General features: G+C 57.5%; 15 protein-coding genes. 7 read left to right on the top strand and 8 right to left on the bottom strand.

The window, feature by feature from the left end:
* Position 1: 1 nt before the first annotated feature.
* Complete coding sequence (gene nudI, locus GV764_RS12700; RefSeq protein WP_161660471.1) at positions 2-427, bottom strand: nucleoside triphosphatase NudI; 426 nt, start codon at positions 425-427, stop codon at positions 2-4.
* Between the two features lie 80 nt (positions 428-507).
* Positions 508-1,956, bottom strand: a complete 1,449-nt coding sequence (katA, locus tag GV764_RS12695; RefSeq protein WP_161660470.1) for a catalase KatA — start codon at positions 1,954-1,956, stop codon at positions 508-510.
* Between the two features lie 282 nt (positions 1,957-2,238).
* On the opposite strand from katA, the gene GV764_RS12690 reads away from it, so the two are divergent.
* The 6 genes from GV764_RS12690 to yfaU all read left to right on the top strand — a co-directional run bounded on the left by GV764_RS12690 (position 2,239) and on the right by yfaU (position 8,437).
* Complete coding sequence (locus GV764_RS12690; protein ID WP_161660469.1) at positions 2,239-2,781, top strand: YfaZ family outer membrane protein; 543 nt, start codon at positions 2,239-2,241, stop codon at positions 2,779-2,781.
* Positions 2,782-2,874: 93 nt separating this feature from the next.
* On the top strand, positions 2,875-4,074 hold the full coding sequence (locus GV764_RS12685; protein WP_161660468.1) for a nicotinamide mononucleotide deamidase-related protein YfaY: 1,200 nt from the start codon (positions 2,875-2,877) through the stop codon (positions 4,072-4,074).
* A gap of 199 nt (positions 4,075-4,273) precedes the next feature.
* Positions 4,274-5,056 (top strand): IclR family transcriptional regulator, encoded by a 783-nt coding sequence (locus GV764_RS12680; RefSeq protein ID WP_161660467.1) that lies wholly within the window; start codon positions 4,274-4,276, stop codon positions 5,054-5,056.
* Between the two features lie 13 nt (positions 5,057-5,069).
* Positions 5,070-6,275 carry an L-rhamnonate dehydratase gene (rhmD, locus tag GV764_RS12675; RefSeq protein ID WP_161660466.1) on the top strand — a complete coding sequence of 402 codons (1,206 nt, stop codon included), beginning with the start codon at positions 5,070-5,072 and terminating at the stop codon, positions 6,273-6,275.
* Positions 6,276-6,323: 48 nt separating this feature from the next.
* Complete coding sequence (locus GV764_RS12670; protein ID WP_161660465.1) at positions 6,324-7,613, top strand: MFS transporter; 1,290 nt, start codon at positions 6,324-6,326, stop codon at positions 7,611-7,613.
* A gap of 20 nt (positions 7,614-7,633) precedes the next feature.
* A complete protein-coding gene (gene yfaU, locus GV764_RS12665; RefSeq protein WP_161660464.1) occupies positions 7,634-8,437 on the top strand; it encodes a 2-keto-3-deoxy-L-rhamnonate aldolase in 804 nt (267 codons plus the stop codon).
* Between the two features lie 37 nt (positions 8,438-8,474).
* On the opposite strand, the gene glpC is transcribed toward yfaU, so the two are convergent.
* From glpC to glpA, 3 genes are read right to left on the bottom strand one after another with little or no spacing between them, the layout of a single operon-like run.
* A complete protein-coding gene (glpC, locus tag GV764_RS12660) occupies positions 8,475-9,671 on the bottom strand; it encodes an anaerobic glycerol-3-phosphate dehydrogenase subunit GlpC (protein ID WP_161660463.1) in 1,197 nt (398 codons plus the stop codon).
* Entirely contained in the window at positions 9,668-10,924 is a 1,257-nt protein-coding gene (gene glpB, locus GV764_RS12655) for a glycerol-3-phosphate dehydrogenase subunit GlpB (protein ID WP_161660462.1), read from the bottom strand. The genes glpC and glpB overlap by 4 nt, the downstream gene beginning before the upstream one ends.
* Complete coding sequence (gene glpA / locus GV764_RS12650) at positions 10,914-12,533, bottom strand: anaerobic glycerol-3-phosphate dehydrogenase subunit A (RefSeq protein WP_161660461.1); 1,620 nt, start codon at positions 12,531-12,533, stop codon at positions 10,914-10,916. Before glpA ends, glpB begins: the two co-directional genes overlap by 11 nt.
* A 263-nt stretch (positions 12,534-12,796) precedes the next feature.
* On the opposite strand from glpA, the gene glpT reads away from it, so the two are divergent.
* Positions 12,797-14,149: a glycerol-3-phosphate transporter gene (gene glpT, locus GV764_RS12645; RefSeq protein ID WP_161660460.1), complete on the top strand. Its 1,353-nt coding sequence runs from the start codon at positions 12,797-12,799 to the stop codon at positions 14,147-14,149.
* 39 nt (positions 14,150-14,188) lie between these two features.
* On the opposite strand, the gene yfaE is transcribed toward glpT, so the two are convergent.
* Genes yfaE through nrdA form a run of 3 tightly spaced genes read right to left on the bottom strand, consistent with a single transcriptional unit; the run spans position 14,189 to position 17,915 of the window.
* On the bottom strand, positions 14,189-14,443 hold the full coding sequence (gene yfaE / locus GV764_RS12640; protein ID WP_161660459.1) for a class I ribonucleotide reductase maintenance protein YfaE: 255 nt from the start codon (positions 14,441-14,443) through the stop codon (positions 14,189-14,191).
* A 1-nt stretch (position 14,444) separates the two neighbouring features.
* On the bottom strand, positions 14,445-15,575 hold the full coding sequence (nrdB, locus tag GV764_RS12635) for a class Ia ribonucleoside-diphosphate reductase subunit beta (RefSeq protein WP_161660458.1): 1,131 nt from the start codon (positions 15,573-15,575) through the stop codon (positions 14,445-14,447).
* Between the two features lie 54 nt (positions 15,576-15,629).
* Positions 15,630-17,915, bottom strand: coding sequence for a class 1a ribonucleoside-diphosphate reductase subunit alpha (gene nrdA, locus GV764_RS12630; protein WP_161660457.1), 2,286 nt, complete (start codon positions 17,913-17,915; stop codon positions 15,630-15,632).
* Positions 17,916-18,059 lie beyond the last annotated feature (144 nt).

Below are 18,059 nucleotides of genomic sequence, written 5' to 3'. Positions count from 1 at the left end.
TTCAGAGCAACCCTCTCTTACTCAGCGTGGCGCGCGTCGCCACGTTTAAATCGTAATGCGGGAAATCTTCCGGCTTCACCCAGGCATGGTCCTGAAACTCCTCGTTCAGCACGATATCCCGGTTAGCCGCCACGCAGTCAAAAATCAAATAAATCATGTAGATCTCTTCCTGGCTGCCGTCGGCGTAGGTTTTCATCCGCACGTCATCCCTGAAGGTCCAGGGCGTCACGCGGGAAATCACCAGTTGCTCGCCCAGCTCTTCGGCGATTTCACGGCGCAGCGCCTGTTCCATGGTTTCGCCTGGCTCCATGCCGCCGCCTGAGAGCGCCCACTGGCCGGGAAACACGCCACGGTTATCGGCCATTTTACACAGTAAATACTCGCCCTGGTTTTCAATCAGCGGGCAGACAATAGTCCGTTGACGCATCGTCATATCCTTATTAGTCAGAAGGGGATAAGTGTAACGCGGCGGGATAAAAAGCGGGAGCCTGAACTCCCGCCTGACGGTTATTTTGCGGCTTTGATAGCGGCCAGCGCGGCAGCGACGCCTGCGCCGTAATCCGGGTGGACTTCGCTGAACAGACCGATCTGGCGCTGCTGGATAAACGCCGGCACGTCTTTCATATCGCCCGCGATACGCTGGAACATGCGCTGATGCTCCTCGTCGCTCAGCAGTTCAAACAGCTTGCGCGGCTGGCTGAAGTAGTCGGTATCTTCGCGATGGTTCCAGTGGTCCGCTGCGCCTTCAAGGGTCAACGGCGGCTCGCTGAAATCGGGCTGCTCCTGGAACACGCCAAAGCTGTTCGGCTCATAAGTTGGTCCGTTGCCGCTGTTGCCGTCCACGCGCATCGCGCCGTCGCGGTGATAGTTATGGAACGGGCAGCGCGGCTTGTTGACCGGGATCTGATGGTGGTTAACGCCTAAACGGTAGCGGTGGGCATCGCCATAAGAGAACAGGCGGCCCTGCAACATGCGGTCCGGCGAGAAACCAATGCCGGGCACCACGTTAGCCGGGGACATCGCCACCTGCTCGACTTCAGCAAAATAGTTATCCGGGTTGCGGTTCAGCTCCAGTTCGCCCACTTCAATCAGCGGATAATCGCCGTGCGGCCAGACTTTGGTCAGGTCGAACGGGTTATACGGCGTTTGCGAGGCTTCCGCTTCCGGCATCACCTGCACGTACAGCTTCCAGCGCGGGAAATCGCCGTTCTCGATATGTTCGAACAGGTCGCGCTGCGAGCTTTCACGATCTTCCGCCACCAGACGTTTAGCGTCGTCGTCCATCAGGTTAGCGATGCCCTGCCGGGATTTCAGGTGGAATTTCACCCAGAAACGCTCGTTGTTAGAGTTGATAAAGCTGAAGGTGTGGCTGCCGAACCCGTGCATGGTGCGATAGGAGAACGGCAGGCCGCGGTCGCTGAAATCGATGGTTAACTGGTGCAATGATTCCGGTTGCAGGGAGAAAAAATCCCACTTGTAGGTGTTATTACGCAGGTTAGTGCGCGGATCGCGTTTTACTACGTGGTTGAGATCCGGGAATTTCAGCGGATCGCGCAGATAAAACACCGGCGTGTTGTTGCCGACCAGATCCCAGTTGCCCTCTTCGGTGTAAAACTTGATGGAGAATCCACGGATATCGCGTTCGGCATCCGCAGCGCCGCGTTCACCGGCCACGGTGGAGAAACGAATAAACAGGTCAGTTTTTTTACCAATTTGGGAAAAGAGTTTCGCGCGGGTGAAAGCGGTAATGTCATGGGTGACGGTGAAAGTGCCGTATGCGCCGGAACCTTTCGCGTGCATACGGCGTTCGGGGATCACTTCACGGTCGAAATGGGCTAATTTCTCAAGGAACCAGACATCCTGTAGCAGCATCGGACCACGCGGGCCAGCGGTCGCGACGTTATTGTTATGGGCAACCGGTGCGCCTGCGGCGGTGGTCAATCCTTTTTTAGTCATTGTATATCTCCTGAATGAATATAACCGTTAGTTCCATGTGGGTATTCAATATCAACATGGCGCTATTTTTTAAAACGTGCCTTGATCAACAACAATGTGCGCGCCCCTATCGTAAAAATCGGCTCGGGTATTCCTCTTAAAATAATGTTTATTTTCAAATGATTACACTTAACCTATCAATGAAATAGATAGATACATTGCGTAGCCCGTCGATAACGGTACAATGCGCCGTTTTACGCAGTTTGCGTGGAGTTTGCGGACGATTTCCGTGGGGTGAAAGGAATGAAAAAATTACTTCTAGCCGGCGCAGCCGGATTTATGTTGGTTTCTCTCTCTGCCAGCGCTATTAGCATCAGCGGCCAGGCGGGCCAAAAATACACCAACCTTGCCGTGGGCATGGGTACCGACACCAGCGGCCTGGCGTTGAGCGGCAACTGGGCGCACAACGACGATCATGGCGATATCGCGGGATTAGGCCTGGGCCTGAATCTGCCGCTGGGGCCGTTTATGGCTACCGTCGGCGGTAAAGGTGTTTATCTGAACCCGAACGCGGGCGATGAAGGCTATGCGGCGGCAGTTGGCGGCGGTCTGAGCTGGAAACTCAGCGACAGTTTCAGCGTGTTCGGTGACTATTATTATTCACCCGACTCCCTGTCCAGCGGTGTGAACGATTATCAGGAAGCCAGCGCGGGCGCGCGTTTCACAGTGATGCGTCCCATTAGCGTGGAGGCAGGCTACCGTTACATCAACATGACGGGTAAAGATAACGACGCTGACAGCAAAGTGGCTGACGGCCCGTATGTCGGCGTTAGCGCACACTTCTAAGCAATCCTGACGCGGCCTTGCGCCGCGTCATCTCCTGCAATTTCTCCGCACGCTTGCGCTATAGTAAGGCGTTCCCATCTCGCGGAGAAAATAATGTTAAAAGTAGAAATGCTGTCAACGGGCGACGAAGTGCTGCACGGTCAAATCGTTGATACCAATGCCGCCTGGCTCGCCGATTATTTTTTTAACCAGGGTGTTCCGCTCTCCCGCCGCAATACCGTCGGCGACAAACTTGAAGATTTAGTGGCCGTGCTGCGCGAACGCAGCCAGCAGGCCGATATTCTCATCGTCAACGGCGGCCTCGGCCCAACCAGCGACGACCTGAGCGCCGAAGCCGCCGCGCAGGCGTTGGGCGAAGAGCTGGTGCTGCATGAAGCATGGCTGGAGCATATGGCGCGCTTCTTTTCTGAGCGTGGGCGCGTGATGGCTCCCAGCAACCGCAAACAGGCGCTGATCCCCGCCAGCAGCGAAATGATCGACAATCCGGTGGGCACCGCCTGCGGATTCGCTATCACCCTCAACCGTTGCCGCATCTTTTTCACGCCGGGCGTTCCCTCCGAATTCAGGCAGATGGTGCAGCAGGAGATCCTGCCGCGCCTGCAACAGCAGTTTTCACTGCCGTCCGCGCCGGTGTGCCTGCGCTTAACCACCTTTGGCCGTTCGGAAAGCGATCTCGCCCAGAGCCTTGACGGTCTTAGCCTGCCGCCGGATGTGGTCATCGGTTACCGCTCTTCCATGCCGATAATTGAACTCAAACTGACCGGCCCCGGCGAACAGCGCGCGGCGATGGAGGCCCTGTGGCCGGAAATCCGCAAAGTAGCGGGGGAGAGCGTGATTTTTGAAGGCACCGAAAGTTTACCGGCGCAAATTGCCCGCAACCTTAACGAGCGGCAGTTAAGCCTGACCCTGAGCGAGCAGTTCACCGGCGGCCTGCTGGCTCTCCAGCTTTCCCGCGAGGCAGCGCCGCTGCTGGCCAGCGAAGTGGTGCCTGCCCAGCAGGAAACGTTGACCCAAACCGCCCACTGGACGGCGGAGCGGCGGATTAACCATTTCGCCGGACTGGCGCTGGCGGTCTCGGGCCTGGAAGAAGATCACCTTAACTTTGCGCTATCCACACCGGAAGGCACCCACGCTCTGCGGGTGAAGTTCAACACCACACGTCACAGCGTACAGGTGCGCCAGGAAGTGTGCGCCATGATGGCGTTAAACATTCTGCGCCGCTGGCTGAACGGCAAAGATATCGCCAGCGATCACGGCTGGATTAACGTGGTGGAATCGCTATTTATTGAATGATGGCGTCGCCGGGAGCCTCTCCCGGCGCGTTTTAGTCCAGCCAGTTGTACTCTCTGCAAAAAAAATCTGTGCGTTGAATCGCATTTTCAATTCGAAATTGTGCCAGCCCGCTGGACCGGCGGCGAAATTTGACGCCCTTCACAAATTGACCTGACGACAACCGCAACACTGATTCCAGTATCAAAGACTGGAGTCCAGTATGTTGGAATCAACCAAAGTTCCGGCGCTCACCCGCGCCATCGATATTCTCAATTTTATCGCCCAGGTTGGTCCGTGCAGCGCGGCGCGAATTATTGATGAACTCGCCATTCCGAAAAGTACCGCCTATCTGCTGTTGGGTGAGCTTAAGCGCCAGCGCTTCCTCAGTATTGATAATCAGGATAACTACTGCCTGTGGACCAAGCTGGTTGAACTGGCGGGGCATGCGCTCAGCAAACTGGATTTGCGTGAACTGGCGCGCCCGCGGTTAACTCAACTGATGGATGAAACCGGGTTGCTGTGCCATTTGGGCATCATTGATAACCAGAACGCCTATTACATCCTCAAAATCGAATCCTCTTCCACCATCAGCGTGCGCTCCCACGAGGGGAAAAGCCTGTCGCTGTACCGCTCCGGTATCGGCAAATGCCTACTGGCGTGGCAACCGGAGGCGGTGCGCGACACGATTATCAGCCAGCTAACCTGGCAGCAGGCCACGCCCACCACCATCATGAACCCCCGGCAGCTTGATGACGAACTGGCGCGCATTCGTTACCGGGGCTGGAGTTTTGATAACGGCGAAGATTATCCCGACGTGCGCTGCGTGGCCGCGCCGGTGTTTAACGCCACTAACGCGCTGACTGCCGCTATTTCCGTGGTGGGAACCCGTCAACAAATCAACGATGACAATCGCGATTACCTGGCCGGGAAGGCAATTGCCTGCGCCAAAGATATTTCACGACTTCTGGGCTGGAAAAGCCCTTTCGAACGACAAGCTTCATAACAAGGAGAACATCATGACCCTACCAAAAATTAAACAGGTCCGCGCCTGGTTTACCGGCGGCGCAACGGCGGAGAAAGGCGCTGGCGGCGGCGATTATCACGATCAGGGCGCGCATCACTGGATTGACGACCATATCGCCACCCCGATGAGTAAATACCGCGAATATGAGCAGTCGCGCCAGTCGTTCGGCATCAACGTGCTGGGCACGCTGATTGTTGAAGCGGAAGCCGATAACGGCCAGACCGGATTTGCGGTCTCCACGGCAGGTGAGATGGGCTGCTTTATCGTCGAAAAGCATCTGAATCGCTTTATTGAAGGTAAATGCGTTAGCGACATCAAACTGATCCATGACCAGATGCTGGGTGCGACGATGTATTACTCCGGCTCCGGCGGGCTGGTAATGAACACCATTTCCTGTGTCGATCTGGCGCTGTGGGATCTGTTCGGCAAAGTGGTTGGGCTGCCGGTGTACAAACTGCTTGGCGGCGCGGTGCGTGAAGAAATTCAGTTTTATGCCACCGGCGCGCGCCCGGATCTGGCGAAGGAGATGGGCTTTATCGGCGGGAAAATGCCGACCCACTGGGGGCCGCACGACGGCGACGCGGGGATCCGCAAAGATGCCGCGATGGTGGCGGAATACCGCGAAAAATGCGGCCCGGATTTCTGGCTAATGCTGGACTGCTGGATGAGCCAGGATGTGAATTACGCCACCAAACTGGCTCACGCCTGTGCGCCGTATAATCTGAAATGGATCGAAGAGTGTCTGCCGCCTCAGCAGTATGAAGGCTATCGCGAACTCAAGCGCAACGCGCCTGCGGGCATGATGGTAACCAGCGGGGAGCATCACGGCACTTTGCAGTCATTTCGCACGCTCTCTGAAACCGGCATCGACATTATGCAGCCTGATGTCGGCTGGTGCGGCGGGTTGACCACGCTGGTAGAAATTGCCGCTATCGCCAAAGCGCGCGGACAGCTGGTGGTGCCGCATGGCTCGTCAGTGTACTCCCACCATGCGGTGATCACTTTCACCAATACGCCGTTTAGCGAATTCCTGATGACCAGCCCGGATTGCTCGACGCTGCGTCCGCAGTTTGACCCCATCCTGCTGGACGAGCCGGTGCCGGTGAATGGACGTATTCACAAGTCGGTGCTGGATAAACCGGGCTTCGGCGTTGAACTCAACCGCGACTGCAATCTGAAGCGTCCTTACAGCCACTAAACCGCTGCGCCGCGCCTTTCTGCGCGGCGTTCACTGAAGGATTTTGCTATGAGCATGACCTTGCTTGACGGCGTGGTGAAGAAAAACCGCGCGCGTTTGATCCCGTTTATGCTGGCGCTGTACGTGCTGGCGTTTCTTGATCGCTCCAATATTGGCTTTGCCAAAGAGACTTACCAGATTGATACCGGCTTAAGTAACGAAGCCTACGCGCTGGGCGCAGGGATTTTCTTTGTGGTGTACGCCTTTTTGGGCGTTCCGGCCAATCTGATGATGCGCAAACTGGGCGCCAGGAACTGGATTGGCGGCACCACGCTGCTGTGGGGATTTTTATCCGCCGCCATGGCCTGGGCGGATACTGAAGCGAAGTTTTTATTGATTCGCACCCTGTTAGGCGCGGCAGAAGCGGGCTTTTTCCCGGGGATGATTTACCTGACATCGCAGTGGTTCCCGCAGCGTAACCGCGCCAGCATCATGGGGCTGTTTTATATGGGCGCGCCGCTGGCGTTGACGCTGGGTTCGCCGCTCTCCGGCGCGCTGCTGGAAATGCACGGTTTTATGGGCCATCCCGGCTGGTTCTGGATGTTTGTGATTGAAGGGCTGCTGGCAGTGGGCGCGGGTGTGTTCACTTTCTTCTGGCTGGATGACACGCCCCAGCAGGCGCGGTTCTTATCTGCTGACGAAAAACAGGTGTTGATGAAGCAGCTTGCCAGCGAAGAGGAGAAAAAAATGACCTCGCGGCTGTCCGATGCGCTGCGCAACGGTCGCGTCTGGCAACTGGCGATTATCTATCTGACCATTCAGGTGGCAGTTTACGGGTTGATTTTCTTCCTGCCGACCCAGGTCGCCGCGCTGTTAGGCACCAAAGTGGGCTTTACCGCCTCGGTGGTAACGGCGATTCCCTGGGTATTTGCCCTGCTGGGCACCTGGCTTATTCCGCGCTATTCCGACCGTACCGGCGACCGACGCAACGTGGCGGCGCTGACGCTGCTGGCGGCGGGCATCGGTATTGGGCTTTCCGGACTGTTGTCGCCGGTGCTGGCTATCGTAGCGCTGTGCGTGGCGGCTGTCGGGTTTATTGCCGTCCAGCCGGTGTTCTGGACCATGCCGACGCAACTGCTTTCCGGAACCGCGCTGGCCGCCGGGATTGGCTTCGTGAACCTGTTCGGCGCGGTCGGCGGCTTCCTCGCGCCGATTATTCGCGTCAAAGCCGAGACGGTTTTCGCTAATCCTGCGGCGGGATTACTGACACTGGCGGGCGTTGCCATCATTGGGGCAATGATTATTTTCTCACTCAGCGTGGCGCGTCAGGTTACGCACTCCAGCAATGCACATTCGTAGAATTAACGGTAAGGATCACTATGAACGATATTTTTATTAATCCTTTTAAAGAGGCATTGGCGCAGGGCGAGGTCCAGATTGGCTTGTGGCTGAGTTCTACCACGTCTTATATGGCGGAGATCGCCGCCACGTCCGGGTATGACTGGCTGTTAATCGACGGCGAACACGCGCCTAATACCCTTCAGGATTTGTATCACCAGTTGCAGGCGATGGCGCCTTACGCCAGCCAGCCGGTGATCCGACCGGTAGACGACACTCGCAGCCTGATTAAGCAGGTGCTGGATATCGGTGCCAGAACCCTGCTGATCCCAATGGTCGAGAGCGCGCAGCAGGCACGCGATATTGTGTCTGCGATGCGTTATCCCCCCGAGGGCGTGCGCGGCGTAGGAGCCAGCGTGGCGCGCGCGGCGCGCTGGGGACGGGTTGATAACTATATGGCGCGGGCCAACGAGGCGCTGTGCCTGCTGATTCAGGTAGAAAGCAAAGCGGCGCTGGATAACCTCGATGAAATCCTTGAGGTGGAGGGTGTGGATGGCGTGTTTATCGGTCCCGCTGATTTATCCGCCTCACTGGGCTATCCGGATAACGCCGGGCATCCCGAGGTGCAACGCATTATCGAGCAGAGCATTCGCCGCATTCGTAAAGCCGGTAAGGCGGCGGGTTTTTTGGCGGTGGACCCGGTAATGGCCCAAAAGTGCCTGGCATGGGGGGCGAACTTTGTTGCCGTCGGCGTCGATACCCTGCTGTACAGCGAAGCACTGGATGCGCGTCTGAAGATGTTTAAACCGGACGGGATCGAACGGCGGGTTAAAAGCAGTTATTAACGTTCAGCCCGCATGGGGTTAACAGGCGGGCGAGTTGTCAGCCCAGCGCCTGCGCCAGCAGGGTAATCGGATGTTCGCAGCGTTTGCTGGTGGACATCTCGATTTGCCATTTGCAGGTTTCGCAGTCGGTGATCACCAAATCCACGCCGCTCTCCTCAATCTGCTTAAACAGCGGCTCGCCGATGGCTTGCGACGTGGGGTAGTTCTCCGATTTAAAGCCGTAAGTGCCGGCAATCCCGCAGCAGCGTGAATCCAGTACCTGCACGTCCACGCCGGGGATGCGTTTCAGCAATTCCAGGGTATAAATCGCCCAGCCCATTTTTTCCATATGGCAGGGCGTGTGATAGGCCACGCGCAGCGGCGTCGGTTTAAGATTTAGCGTTGCGCCAGCTTCCAGCCGCCGCCACAGGAAGCGGGTCGCCAGTTCGATGCTGTCGCGCAGCGGGGTGGTATCCACATCCAGCACGTGCGGATACTCGTCGCGTAGCGTGAAGGTGCAGGTCGAGGAGGTGGCGATCACCGGCAGACGGCGTTCAACAATTGCTTCTTCCAGTGAACGGGCATTGACCCGCGCCTGTTTGCGCGCTTTATCGACAAACCCGTTGGCGATCAGCGGCACGCCGCAGCACTTCTCTTTGCTCAATAATTCCACCCCAATGTTCATGGCGTTGAACACTTTCACCAGGTCTTTGCCGAGGGTGGAATTGTTGTAATTGACGTAGCAGCCATGGAAAAACGCGACTTTATCGGCAAACTGCGCCTGGGCTGCCGCCTGCTTGCGATACCACTGGCGAAAAGTGCCGAAAGCATATTTCGGCAGGCTGCGGCGATGATCGATTTTTAGCGCTTTATCCAGCAGCTGGCGCACCGGTTTCATGCCGGTTGCGGCGTTGACCAGCGGCGCAAACGGCGTGGAGAGCGAGCCCATGATGTCGGTATGGCTAAGCAGCGCATCGCGCAGCGATGGGTTATGCGGCGCATATTCCGCCCTGGCGCGCTGAATGATGTCGCCGATTTTCACATCCGACGGGCAGGCCACTTCGCAGCGTTTGCAGTTGGTGCAGTATTTCAGCGCCTCGTCGTACAGCGTCGGATCTTTAAGACGCAGCCGCGCGCCGTCCGGCCCGGCCTGTTTCGGCCCCGGATAATGCGGATTGGCGCGGCTCACCGGGCAGGCGGTGGTACACACGGTGCATTTAATGCAGCTTTCGAAACCGGTCTCCCTCAGGCTCATAATCTGCTCCCTGTCTCAATAATCTGTTGGGCGGCATGCAGGGCGGTGATCGCGCAGACGCCTCCGCCGCAGCCCTGGGTAATGGGATCGAACCCGCCGAGCACGGTGCCGATGGCGTACACGCCGTCCAGCGTTTCGCCGTTGCGGGACGGCTGGAGGCGGGCATTGGTTTTCACGCCGATAGACTGCCACGGCTGGGCGTGGAAAAAGTCCGGGTGGCTCCAGTCGCCGTTAGCGGCATAATCCAGCAGATCCAGATCGAAAATCGCTTCGCGTACCCGCTGGCGTTCGGCCACCAGTCCATTGCTGAAGAAACTGCCGCTGGCGAGCACCACGTGACGCGCCTTGAGCGCGATATCGCCGTGATTGCGGGTCCACACCTGGTGCAATCCCGCCTCGCTGCGCGTGACGCCGGTCACCGCGTCGCCTTCCATAATAATGCCGCCGGTCTGGCGGAAATAGCGCGCCAGCGCGTTGTGCATCCGCATCCCCGGCACCGACGGCGGAAGGGTAGGGATAAAATTCAGCGCGCAGGGCAGGGCGTGCTGCAATTGCGCGGGCAGGTCCGGCTGCTCCAGACCCACCACGGCGGGCAGCAGCAGCGCATCATAGCCCGGCGCGAGAGCGGCCAGTTCTTTGAGCAGTTCCGGCGTGTAGCGCGCATCGTCCAGCATCCGGGCGATATTCACCGAGCGGAATTCGCTGGGGTTCTGGCGCAACACGTCGAGTACCGGCAGCGCCAGCTCGCCGGTATCGGCCTCGATACCCTGCTGTTTGAGCTGGTCGGCCACCATCAGCGGTTCAAAATCGAGGAAACCCGCAATGCCCACCACGCAAATGCGTTTGCCGGTCAGCGGCGCGCAGGGCGCATCCTGCTGGCTCAGCCACGCCGTGCGCCATTTTCCGAGCGGCGTCAGGCGCGAATGGGCATAGCGCCAGTGGCCCTGCAATGTCAGCCCGGCGCGGGCCAGCAGCGCTTCGGCATGGTCAGCATAATTCAGCACCGCCGCCGCGCCCAAATGCGCATACGGGTGCTGCGGGGACTGGGTGATTAATTCGCACAGCCCGCTTTCGATATCGCCGATCGGCGTGCCGTCGGCGAGATGGCTCAGCAGATCCAGCGAGCCGGAAGAGAAGTGCAGGGCGCTCTGGCCCCGGCTGACCATCGCGCAGCGCAGGCCCGCTTCACCGAGCTTAATGCCGCACAGCAGGCCCGCGAGGCCGCCGCCGATAATCACGCTATCAAATTTCATGGCGCTGCTCCTTTTCCAGACCACATAATCCCTGGTAAACCCAGCGGGTAAATTCCGCCTCGCGCAGCGCGTCGCCGTATGCCACAGGCGCGATGCCTTTCCAGCGCTCGTTGAGGAACTGCGACAGCTCGCGGCAGGACTGCATTCCGTTCATCACCCCGAAGCGCTGTAAGAGTCCGGCGGCGCGGCAGGCGCACAGCTCGCCCTGACAGGTGCCCATGCCGACGCGGGTGCGGCGGCGTAAATCCACCAGTTTGCTGACGGCGAGCGATTCCACGGCGTAGCGCACTTCACTGGCGGTGACCGCCTCGCATTCGCACACCAGGCTTTGATTAAGCCGCGCGTCGTTCAGCCAAACGGCGGCGCGTTCACCGTGGCGATACACGGCGGAGCCGCGCACCATGGTCGGCAGGGAGATCACTTTACGCAGCGTGGCTTCGGGCTCTTCACGCGAGCCGGGCAGCGGCGTATCGGCGGTGGTACAGGGCGTGGTGTTACCCAGCTTGCGACACACCGCGTCGGTGGCCCATTCCGCCATCAGCCGGTAGGTCATCAGTTTGCCGCCGGTAATGGTGATGAAACCTTCAAGCCCGTCGCGCTCTGCGTGGTCCAGCAGCACAATGCCGCGGCTGACGTTGCGTCCGCTGGGATCGTCATCGGTGGCAACCAGCGGTCGTACCCCGGAGTAGGCGCGCAGAATGCGGGTTTGCGCCATGCGCGGCGCGAGCTTCGCCCCTTCGCGCAGCAGAATGTCCACTTCGCTGGCAGTGACGCGGGTATTGTCGATTTGGTCGTAGTCGACGCGGCTGGACGTGGTGCCAATCAGCGAAATGGTATCGCCCGGCACCAGAATGTCGGCGTCGGCGGGTTTACGGCAGCGGTTAATCACCTGCTGATTAATACGATGGCCGAGTATCAGTAACGCGCCCTTGGCGGGCAGCATACGGATGCGTAAATCGGCATACTCGGCAATATGCGCTCCCCAGATCCCGGCGGCGTTCACCACCACATCTGCGTAGATGTCGCGCGTTTCACCATGCTGATGGTCGAAAACGCGCACGCCGCGAACGTGACCGCTTTCGCGGATCAGGCCTGTGACTTCGTGCCAGGTATACAACAACGCGCCGTGTTCGCGTGCATCCAGCATATTGGCGGTGGTCAGACGGAACGGGTCAACGGTGCCGTCGGGCACCCGCACACAGCCTACCAGCGCCGGGTTAACGCTGGGTTCAATGTTCAGCGCTTCTTGTGGAGTCAGTAATTCAGTATCGATACCCGCATGCTGGCAGGCATTAATAAACTGACTCTGCCACTCAAAAGAATCTTCCGGCAGGGTAATAAACAGCCCGCCAGTGGGTTCAATGCAGTGACGCGCCACTTTTTTCAGGATGCGGTTTTCCGCAATACACTCTTTTGCCGATTCCGGATCGTTGACCGCGTAGCGCGCGCCGCTGTGCAGTAATCCGTGGTTGCGCCCGGTCGCGCCGGTGGCGAAGTCGTGGCGCTCCAGTAAGATGGCCCTGAGGCCGCGTCGCGCGCAGTCTCTGGCGATACCCGCGCCGGTCGCGCCGCCGCCGATAATCACCACATCCGCTTGTTCTGGTCCCATCGCCTCGTCCTCTCAACACTCTGCTGTTTTAACTATTTAGCCACATTTTTGGTGTGGTTTGTTTGATAACGAGCAAATTCGAACGAAAAACGAAAGTTATGTGACTTGAGATGCACCTTTTTGAGCGATTGTAATAAAAATGAAACAATCTGTGCGATGTTTCACAGCATTTGCAGTGAATTTTGATTACCATCACGCTCGGAAAAGAAAATTTCCGCTGTTTTTCGTTTTCATTGAGTACTTATCTGGGCCTGGAGAGAGCAATGCTAAGTATCTTTAAACCTGCGGCGCATTCGGCAAGACTGCCTGCAGAAAAGATCGATCCCGTTTATCGCCGGTTACGCTGGCAGATTTTCATGGGGATATTTTTTGGGTACGCGGCCTATTATCTGGTGCGAAAAAACTTCGCGCTGGCAATGCCGTATTTGATTGAACAGGGATTTTCACGCGGGGATCTGGGGTTTGCGCTGTCGGGCATCTCCATTGCTTACGGCTTCTCGAAGTTCATCATGGGTTCGGTGTCTGACCGTTCCAACCCACGGGTGTTTTTACCCGCTGGCCTGATTCTGGCGGCGGCGGTGATGCTGTTTATGGGTTTCGTGCCCTGGGCGACATCGAGCATTGCGATTATGTTCGTGCTGCTGTTCCTGTGCGGCTGGTTCCAGGGAATGGGGTGGCCGCCGTGCGGACGCACCATGGTGCACTGGTGGTCGCAGAAGGAGCGCGGCGGGATTGTCTCGGTGTGGAACTGCGCCCATAACGTGGGCGGCGGTATTCCTCCGCTGCTGTTCCTGCTGGGCATGGCATGGTTTAACGACTGGAAAGCGGCGCTGTATATGCCGGCATTCGCGGCCATCATCGTGGCGCTGTTCGCGTTTGCGCTGATGCGCGATACCCCGCAGTCGTGCGGCCTGCCGCCGATTGAAGAGTACAAAAACGACTATCCGGATGACTACAGCGACAAGCACGAAGAAGAGCTGACCGCGAAGCAGATCTTTATGCAGTACGTGCTGCCTAACAAACTGCTGTGGTACATCGCGATTGCCAACGTATTTGTCTATCTGCTGCGTTACGGCATTCTCGACTGGTCGCCGACCTATCTGCGTGAAGTGAAGCATTTCGCGCTGGATAAATCCTCCTGGGCTTACTTCCTGTATGAGTATGCAGGGATCCCGGGTACGCTGCTGTGCGGCTGGATGTCGGATAAAGTGTTCCGTGGCAACCGTGGCGCGACCGGCGTGTTCTTTATGACGCTGGTGACCATCGCGACCATCGTTTACTGGCTCAACCCGGCGGGCAATCCGCATGTGGACATGGCCTGTATGATCGTGATCGGCTTCCTGATTTACGGTCCGGTGATGCTGATTGGTCTGCATGCGCTGGAGCTGGCGCCGAAAAAAGCGGCGGGGACGGCGGCGGGCTTTACCGGTCTGTTCGGCTACCTCGGCGGCTCGGTTGCCGCGAGCGCCATCGTCGGTTACACCGTGGACTTCTTCGGCTGGGACGGCGGCTTTATGGTGATGATCGGCGGCAGCATCTTAGCGGTGCTGCTGTTGATTGTGGTAATGATTGGTGAGCGTAAGCATCACCAGGAAGTGCTCGCGAAACGCGGGTAATAAAAAAGGCTGAACCCGCGGGTTCAGCCTTTTTCCATTCTACAGTTCGATTTCAATATCGCCCTGCGCCCGGCAACAGCAGGGAAGAATATCCCCCGGTTCGATAAACGCCAGCGGCTCAATCAACCAGGTGACTTCACCCGCATGCAGGCGGGTACGGCAGGAACCGCAATACCCTTCACGACACTGATACTCCACCGCAATCTTATGCGACTCCAGCGCCGCCAGCAGGGAAGGGTGCTCATCCTGGCACAGCAGCTGTGCGCCCGAGAGCCGAAGCGTAATACGGCTCATCTTAAAGCTGGAAATTGCTCAGATCGTCGGTATCGACTTCCGAGTCGATCTGGCCGACCAGGTAAGAACTCACTTCCACTTCCTGCGGCGCAACCTGCACGTTATCGGACACCAGCCAGGTGTTGATCCACGGAATCGGGTTGGAGCGGGTTTTGAACGGCAGTTCGAGACCCACCGCCTGCATGCGGATATTGGTGATGTATTCCACATACTGGCACAGGATGTCTTTGTTCAGGCCGATCATCGAGCCGTCGCGGAACAGGTAGTCCGCCCACTCTTTTTCCTGCTGCGCCGCCAGCACAAACAGATCGTAAGATTCCTGTTTGCACTCTTCGGCGATTTCCGCCATCTCCGGGTCATCCGCGCCGGAGCGCATCAGGTTCAGCATGTGCTGAGTGCCGGTCAGGTGCAGGGCTTCATCGCGGGCGATCAGGCGAATGATTTTGGCGTTGCCTTCCATCAGTTCGCGTTCGGCGAAGGCGAAGGAGCAGGCGAAGCTGACGTAAAAGCGAATGGCTTCCAGCGCGTTCACGCTCATCAGGCACAGGTACAGCTGCTTTTTCAGGTTACGCAGGTTAACGGTCACGGTTTTGCCGTTCACCGTGTGGGTGCCTTCGCCCAGCAGATGCCAGTAGCTGGTCATCTCGATCAGGTCGTCGTAGTAGCCGGAGATATCTTTGGCGCGCTTTAAGATCTCGTCATTGGTTACGATATCGTCAAACACAATCGCCGGATCGTTAACGATGTTACGGATGATATGGGTGTAGGAACGCGAGTGGATGGTCTCAGAAAACGCCCAGGTTTCTACCCAGGTTTCCAGCTCGGGAATAGAAATCAGCGGCAACAGCGCCACGTTCGGGCTACGGCCCTGAATGGAATCCAGCAGCGTCTGGTATTTCAGGTTGCTGATGAAGATATGTTTTTCGTGATCCGGCAACGCCTGGTAATCGATACGGTCGCGGGAAACATCCACTTCTTCGGGGCGCCAGAAGAAGGAGAGTTGCTTTTCAATCAGCTTTTCGAAGATGTCATATTTTTGCTGATCGTAGCGGGCCACGTTAACCGACTGGCCAAAAAACATCGGCTCCAGCAACTGGTCGTTTTTGGTCTGTGAAAAGGTGGTGTATGCCATGAATAAGAGTCCTGTCTTACGGAATAAAGGCGGGGAAATCCCCGCCCTGATTTTTTAGATTTTGCACGCGCCGCTTTCGCAGCCGTCGTCCTGAATCGACGGGGCCAGATCGTCCTGCGCATCCTCCGCGCCGTCGCGGGTGTTTTGATAGTACAGCGTCTTCACGCCGAATTTATAGGCGGTGAGCAAGTCTTTCAGCAGCTGCTGCATCGGCACTTTTCCGGACGGGAAACGCGTCGGATCATAGTTGGTGTTCGCCGAAATCGCCTGATCGATAAACTTCTGCATGATGCCAACCAGTTGCAGGTAACCGTCGTTGCCCGGCATTTCCCACAGCAGTTCATAGTTGTCTTTCAGCAGCTCGTAGTCCGGCACCACCTGACGCAGAATGCCGTCTTTGGAGGCTTTAATGCTCACGTGGCCGCGCGGCGGCTCAATGCCGTTGGTGGCGTTGGAGATCTGCGACGAGGTTTCAGACGGCATCAGCGCAGAAAGCGTGGAGTTGCGCAGACCGTGAGTTTTGATCGACTCGCGCAACGCTTCCCAGTCCAGATGCAGTTTCTCGTTGGTAATGCCGTCGAGATCCTTTTTATAGGTATCGATCGGCAGAATGCCCTGGCTGTAGGTGGTTTCGTTGAACCACGGGCACGCGCCTTGCTCTTTCGCCAGCTCGTTAGAGGCTTTCAGCAGGTAGTACTGAATGGCTTCAAAGGTTTTGTGCGTCAGGTTGTTGGCGCTGCCGTCGGAGTAACGCACGCCGTGTTTCGCCAGATAGTAAGCGAAGTTAATCACGCCGATGCCCAGGGTGCGACGGCCCATTGCGCCGCGTTTCGCCGCCAGAATCGGGTAATCCTGATAATCCAGCAGCGCATCCAGCGCGCGCACCGCCAGGGTCGCCAGCTCTTCGAGATCGTCCAGAGAGTCGATCGCGCCGAGGTTAAACGCCGACAGGGTACACAGGGCGATTTCGCCGTTTTCGTCGTTAACGTCTTCCAGCGGTTTGGTCGGCAGGGCGATTTCCAGGCACAGGTTGGACTGGCGCACCGGCGCGACAACCGGGTCGAACGGGCTGTGGGTGTTGCAGTGGTCAACGTTCTGGATGTAGATACGGCCCGTCGAAGCGCGTTCCTGCATCATCAGGGAGAACAGTTCTACCGCTTTAATGCGCTGTTTGCGGATGCTGTCGTCTTTTTCGTATTTAGTGTACAGACGCTCGAATTCGTCCTGATCGGCGAAGAACGCGTCATACAGGCCCGGGACGTCGGACGGGCTGAACAGGGTGATGTCTTCGCCCTTCAGCAGACGGGTGTACATCAGTTTGTTGATCTGCACGCCGTAGTCCATGTGGCGCACGCGGTTGCCTTCCACGCCACGGTTGTTTTTCAGCACCAGCAGGCTTTCCACTTCCAGATGCCACATCGGGTAGAACAGCGTCGCTGCACCGCCGCGCACGCCGCCCTGAGAGCAGGATTTCACCGCAGTCTGGAAATGCTTGTAGAACGGGATGCAGCCGGTGTGGAACGCTTCGCCGCCACGGATCGGGCTACCCAGCGCGCGAATGCGGCCCGCGTTGATGCCGATACCGGCGCGTTGGGAAACGTATTTCACAATGGCGCTGGAGGTGGCGTTGATGGAATCCAGGCTGTCGCCGCACTCGATCAACACGCAGGAGCTGAACTGGCGGGTTGGGGTGCGCACGCCGGACATAATCGGCGTCGGCAGCGAGATTTTAAACAGCGACACCGCGTCATAGAAACGCTTCACGTAGTCCAGACGGGTTTCACGCGGATAGTTTGAGAACAGGCAGGCCGCCACCAGCATATACAGGAACTGGGCGCTTTCGTAGATATCGCCGGTAACGCGGTTCTGTACCAGGTACTTGCCTTCCAGCTGCTTCACCGCAGCGTAGGAGAAATTCATATCACGCCAGTGGTCGATAAAACCGTCCATCTGCTGGAACTCTTCTTCCGTGTAGTCTTCCAGCAGATGACTGTCGTATTTGCCGAGCTCAATCATCTTCACAACGTGGTCGTAAAGTTTCGGCGGCTCGAACTGGCCGTAGGCTTTTTTACGCAGGTGGAAAATCGCCAGGCGGGCAGCCATGTACTGGTAATCCGGCGCGTCGCGGGAGATCAGATCCGCCGCAGCTTTGATGATGGTCTCATGGATATCGGAAGTCTTGATGCCGTCATAAAACTGGATATGAGAACGTAACTCGACTTGCGAGACCGAAACGTCCTTTAACCCTTCCGCAGCCCAGTCGAGGACGCGATGGATTTTATCCAGATTGATGCGCTCCTGGCGGCCGTCGCGTTTTGTAACCAGCAGACTCTGATTCATGTTTACCTGTCCGTGAATGTCCGTGAAAAAAGAAATATCCCCCCGTTTATCCACAATCCGGCTTTTGTGACTAAACCTGTGGATAAATACTATATATGGGGGCTGTGAGATAAGTTAGACGCTATATGGTGAGTATTCTAGTAG

It is taken from the genome of Atlantibacter hermannii (assembly GCF_009907385.1).
Taxonomy (GTDB): domain Bacteria; phylum Pseudomonadota; class Gammaproteobacteria; order Enterobacterales; family Enterobacteriaceae; genus Atlantibacter; species Atlantibacter hermannii_A.
This window is presented reverse-complemented; position numbering and strand designations above follow the sequence as displayed.

Coding starts and splice junctions, on each gene's coding strand:
- nudI (WP_161660471.1), bottom strand. CDS start 427: ATGCGTCAACGGACTATTGTCTGCCCGCTGATTGAAAACCAGGGCGAG.
- katA (WP_161660470.1), bottom strand. CDS start 1,956: ATGACTAAAAAAGGATTGACCACCGCCGCAGGCGCACCGGTTGCCCAT.
- GV764_RS12690 (WP_161660469.1), top strand. CDS start 2,239: ATGAAAAAATTACTTCTAGCCGGCGCAGCCGGATTTATGTTGGTTTCT.
- GV764_RS12685 (WP_161660468.1), top strand. CDS start 2,875: ATGTTAAAAGTAGAAATGCTGTCAACGGGCGACGAAGTGCTGCACGGT.
- GV764_RS12680 (WP_161660467.1), top strand. CDS start 4,274: ATGTTGGAATCAACCAAAGTTCCGGCGCTCACCCGCGCCATCGATATT.
- rhmD (WP_161660466.1), top strand. CDS start 5,070: ATGACCCTACCAAAAATTAAACAGGTCCGCGCCTGGTTTACCGGCGGC.
- GV764_RS12670 (WP_161660465.1), top strand. CDS start 6,324: ATGAGCATGACCTTGCTTGACGGCGTGGTGAAGAAAAACCGCGCGCGT.
- yfaU (WP_161660464.1), top strand. CDS start 7,634: ATGAACGATATTTTTATTAATCCTTTTAAAGAGGCATTGGCGCAGGGC.
- glpC (WP_161660463.1), bottom strand. CDS start 9,671: ATGAGCCTGAGGGAGACCGGTTTCGAAAGCTGCATTAAATGCACCGTG.
- glpB (WP_161660462.1), bottom strand. CDS start 10,924: ATGAAATTTGATAGCGTGATTATCGGCGGCGGCCTCGCGGGCCTGCTG.
- glpA (WP_161660461.1), bottom strand. CDS start 12,533: ATGGGACCAGAACAAGCGGATGTGGTGATTATCGGCGGCGGCGCGACC.
- glpT (WP_161660460.1), top strand. CDS start 12,797: ATGCTAAGTATCTTTAAACCTGCGGCGCATTCGGCAAGACTGCCTGCA.
- yfaE (WP_161660459.1), bottom strand. CDS start 14,443: ATGAGCCGTATTACGCTTCGGCTCTCGGGCGCACAGCTGCTGTGCCAG.
- nrdB (WP_161660458.1), bottom strand. CDS start 15,575: ATGGCATACACCACCTTTTCACAGACCAAAAACGACCAGTTGCTGGAG.
- nrdA (WP_161660457.1), bottom strand. CDS start 17,915: ATGAATCAGAGTCTGCTGGTTACAAAACGCGACGGCCGCCAGGAGCGC.